This window comes from Micromonospora sp. NPDC003776 (assembly GCF_053605645.1).
The window spans coordinates 1-3,884 of sequence record NZ_JBSGJR010000622.1 but is presented as its reverse complement, the minus strand read 5'-3'; the positions used below and the strand labels follow the sequence as shown (position 1 = coordinate 3,884).

The 3,884-nt window shown below is 76.5% G+C and carries 2 protein-coding genes; both read left to right on the top strand.

What is annotated here, in order from left to right; translation table 11 throughout:
• Nucleotides 1–400 precede the first annotated feature (400 nt).
• Nucleotides 401–2,746 carry a flippase-like domain-containing protein gene (locus ACWEVO_RS32130; RefSeq protein ID WP_452311204.1) on the top strand — a complete coding sequence of 782 codons (2,346 nt, stop codon included), beginning with the start codon at nucleotides 401–403 and terminating at the stop codon, nucleotides 2,744–2,746.
• Nucleotides 2,747–2,777: 31 nt separating this feature from the next.
• A complete protein-coding gene (locus ACWEVO_RS32125; RefSeq protein WP_452311203.1) occupies nucleotides 2,778–3,812 on the top strand; it encodes an MGDG synthase family glycosyltransferase in 1,035 nt (344 codons plus the stop codon).
• The last annotated feature ends 72 nt before the right edge of the window (nucleotides 3,813–3,884 follow it).

Sequence of the window (3,884 nt, the reverse complement as noted above, 5' to 3'; positions counted from 1 at the left end):
GGCCGGTACGGCGCTGCGCCGGATGGCCGACGGGGACTGGCGGGTGATCCTGCCGGCCGCCGGCCTGCTCGCGTTGACCGTCGGCGTCCTCGTCGCGGTGGTCACCGCCCGCCGAGGCCGTCCCCGCCGGGTCGGCCGCCGCCGCGCCTGACCGTGGCCGGGCCCGCCCCGTGCCGTGATCCACTCCTGGTGCGGCATGTCGGTGTGTCGCGCCCGCTTGACGGCGCGAGGTGTGGCAGGTCGAGTGGATCAGCCCGTGCGGGCCGATCGGTGGCGTTGCGGCCCGGCGGGATCGGCGCGCGTCCTATGGTCGAGCCATGCGGGACAGCGCGGCAGGCGTCGGGACGACGGACGCGCGTACCGGGGCCGGCCGTCCGCCGACCCGCCACTGATCTCGGCGATGCCCCGGACCCACCGCCCGTCCCCGGCACTGGTCCTCAACCTGGTCCTCTCCGGCGGGCTGTTCGCCCTGGTCAGCACCTGGGCCCGGCACCGCCCGCCCGGCCGCTGGGAACGGGATCTCTTCACCCTGGTCAACCAGGCGCCCGAGCCGGCCGGTCCGGCGCTGCTGCTGGTCATGCAGCTCGGGGCGTACCCGGCGATCCTGGTGGCGGCGGCGGTCGCGGCCGCCGCCCGGCAGTGGCGGCTCACCCGGGACCTGCTGGTCTCCGGAAACCTGGCCTACTGGGGAGCGCTGCTGGCCAAACTGGTGGTCGCCCGGGCCCGCCCGGCCGGTTACCTGGCCGACGTCCGCTTCCACGAGATGGTCACCGGCCGCTACGGCTACCCCTCCGGTCACGTGGCGGTGGCGACCGCGCTGGCGGCCGTGCTCGCCCCGGCCCTGCCCCACCGGGTACGCGGGCTGGTCTGGCTGACGGTGGGGGCCGTCGCGGTCGCCCGGGTCTACGTCGGCGCGCACCTGCCGGTCGACGTGCTGGGCGGATTCCTGGTCGGCTGGTTCGCCGCCAGCCTGACCCGGGTCCTGGTCGGGGACGTCGGCCCCGCCGGCACGGCGGGCCGGTTGCGGCAGGTGCTGCTGAGCCGGGGCATCGACGCGGCCGAGGTGGCCCCGGTCGCCGGAGACGCCCGGGGCTCCCGTCCCTGGCGGGTCACCACGACCGACGGGCGGCGCCTCTTCGTCAAGGTCACCGGCGGCAGCCAGCGGGACGCCGACTGGCTCTACAAGCTCTACCGGCGGCTGCGCTACCGGGGCCTCGGCGACGAGCCGCCGTACGTGACGGCGAGGCAGAAGAGCGAGCACGAGGCGTACCTGCTGCTGCGCGCCGCACGGGCCGGGGTGCGCAGCCCGCGGCTGGTCGCCACCGTCACCGACCCGGCCGGGGACGCGCTGCTGGTGCAGGAGTTCGTGCCCGGGCGCCCGCTCGACGCGCTCGACCCGGCCGAACTCGGTCGGGACGCCCTCGATGACATCTGCCGGCAGGTGGCCCGGCTGCACCGGGGCGGCCTGGCGCACCGGGACCTGCGGGCGGCCAACGTGCTGGTCGCCGACGGCACCGCCTGGCTGGTCGACCTGAGCTTCGGCACCGGCGAGGCCACCGCCGACCAGCAGGCCCGCGACCTGGTGGAACTGCTGGTCACCCTGGCCGCCCTGGCCGGCGTACGACCGGCGCTGGACGCCGCCGTCGGGCAGCTCGGCGCCGGTCCGGTGGCCGACACCCTGCCCTGGCTGCAACCGGCCCTGCTGTCCCGCGCCGGCCGCGCGCTCGCCGACAGCCGCCCCGGCCTGCTCGACGACCTGCGCGAGGAGATCAGCCGCCGCTGCCCCGGCCGGGGCAACCGCCTGGCCCGGGTCGTCCGGATCACCCCGCGCGACGTGTTCCTGCTGGTCATGCTGGGACTGCTGGTGCACTTCCTGCTACCCCAGATCGGCCAGGTACGCGCCGCGGTGCGCGCCGTGCTGCACGCGGATCCGCTCGCGGTGACCGGCGCCCTGCTCGCCTCGGTCGCCACCTACCTGCTGAGCGCGCAGGCGTTGCGTCTCGCCGCCGCCGCCCGGATCCCGCTCGGCCGGACCGTCGCGGTCCAGGTGGCCGCCTCCTTCGCCAACCGGCTCGCCCCGGGCGCGCTCGGCGGCGCCGCGCTGAGCGTGCGGTACCTGCGCCAGCAGGGACTGTCGGTGCCGGCGGCGGCCACCGCGGTGGCCGTGGACCGGGTGGCCGGCGTGCTCGCGGTCGCCCTGCTGCTGCCCGTGCTGCTGCCGTTCGCCCGGGGCACCCGCCGGCACCTGATGAACGCGACCGCCGGGCGGGGCCTCATCGTGCTGCTGGCCGTGCTGGCGGTGCTGCTGCTGGCCGCCGCGGCGATCGCCGTACCCCGGCTGCGGGCCAAGGTCCGGGCGGCCCGCCGGCAGGCCGCCGACGCCCTGCGCGCGCTGGCGCACAGCGGCCGGATCGGCCCGCTGCTGGCCGTCAGCGTGGCCCTCACCCTCGCCTACGGCGCGGCGCTGTGGCTGGCCCTGCTCGCCGTGGGCATGCCGGCCGATCCGGCCCTGATCGCGCCGGTCGTCCTGGTCTGCGTGGTAGGGGAGGGGGTGGCCACCGCCGCGCCGACCCCCGGCGGTCTCGGCGCCACCGAGGCGGCCCTCGTCTCCGGGCTGCTGATCTACGGCGTCCGGCCGGAGATCGCCGTGGCCGGGGTGCTGGTCTACCGGCTGGCCACCTTCTGGCTGCCGGTGCTGCCCGGGTACCTGGCGCTGCGCGGGCTGGTCCGCCGGCACGCGGTGTGAGCGGGGGCCGAACGGCGTTAAAGCCGCGACCATGGGTAAGCGGCGCGGCATGGAGCACCCGGGACGGATCGTGGTGGTCTCCGCGGACGTCGGCGCCGGCCACGACACGGCCGCCGACGAGCTGACGCGGCGGCTGCGCGACCGGGGCTTCGCGGTGGACCGGCTCAACCTCCTGGCGGTGCTGCCGCGGCCGGTGCACTGGGCGTTCAAGGAGGCGTACCGGGGCGTCCTGCGCGGGTTGCCCTGGGGTTACGACCTGCTGTTCGGCCTGACCAGCCGGTCCCGGCTACCCATCACCGTGCTGCGGGCGCTGCTGCGGCCGGTCCGCCGCCGGATGCGCCGGTCGATCCCTCCGGACACCCGTGCGGTGGTGACCACCTACCCGTTCGCCAACCAGGTGCTCGGGCCGCTGCGACGCCAAGGGCGGCTGGCGGTCCCGGTCATCACCTACGTCACCGACTTCGTGGTCCACCCGACCTGGCTCTCGCCCGGGGTGGACGTCTACTGCGCGAACCGGCACGCCGAGGTGCGGCCGGCGGACGCCGCGGCCGGCGTCGACGTGACCGTGGTGCAGCCGCTGGTGTCCCGGTCCTTCGCCACCTCTGCGACCACCGACCGCCGGCATGCGAGGCGGCGCTTCGGCCTACCGCCGGACGGCCGGCTGGCGCTGATCGTCGCGGGCGCCTGGGGCGCCGGGGACGTGTCGACCACGGTCGCGGAGGTCGCCGCGACCCGCTGCGTACGCCCGGTGGTGGTGTGCGGGCGCAACGAGGAGCTGCGCGACCGGCTGCGCGCCGACCACGAGCACGTCTTCGGCTGGGTGGACGACATGGCGACGCTGATGCGGGCGGTGGACGTGGTGGTGGAGAACGCGGGTGGGCTGACCTGCCAGGAGGCGCTCGCCTGCGGGGTGCCCGTGGTGACCTACCGGCCCATTCCCGGGCACGGCCGGGCGAACGCCTCGGTCCTGGCCCGCTCCGGCCTGACCCGGTGGGCGTCCGGGCCGGACCAGTTGGGCCGGGTCCTGGCCGCGCTGGTCGGCGCCGCGACGCCTGTCCCTACCTGATTCATCGGTGGGCGCCGGTTCCTCCGATGATCCCGGCCCTGACCGTCGATGGTTGTCCACCGCGTTGTCCAC

Bases quoted from the DNA above. Each gene is read 5' to 3' on its own strand.
- ACWEVO_RS32125 (WP_452311203.1), top strand. From the start codon at position 2,778: ATGGGTAAGCGGCGCGGCATGGAGCACCCGGGACGGATCGTGGTGGTC.
- ACWEVO_RS32130 (WP_452311204.1), top strand. From the start codon at position 401: ATGCCCCGGACCCACCGCCCGTCCCCGGCACTGGTCCTCAACCTGGTC.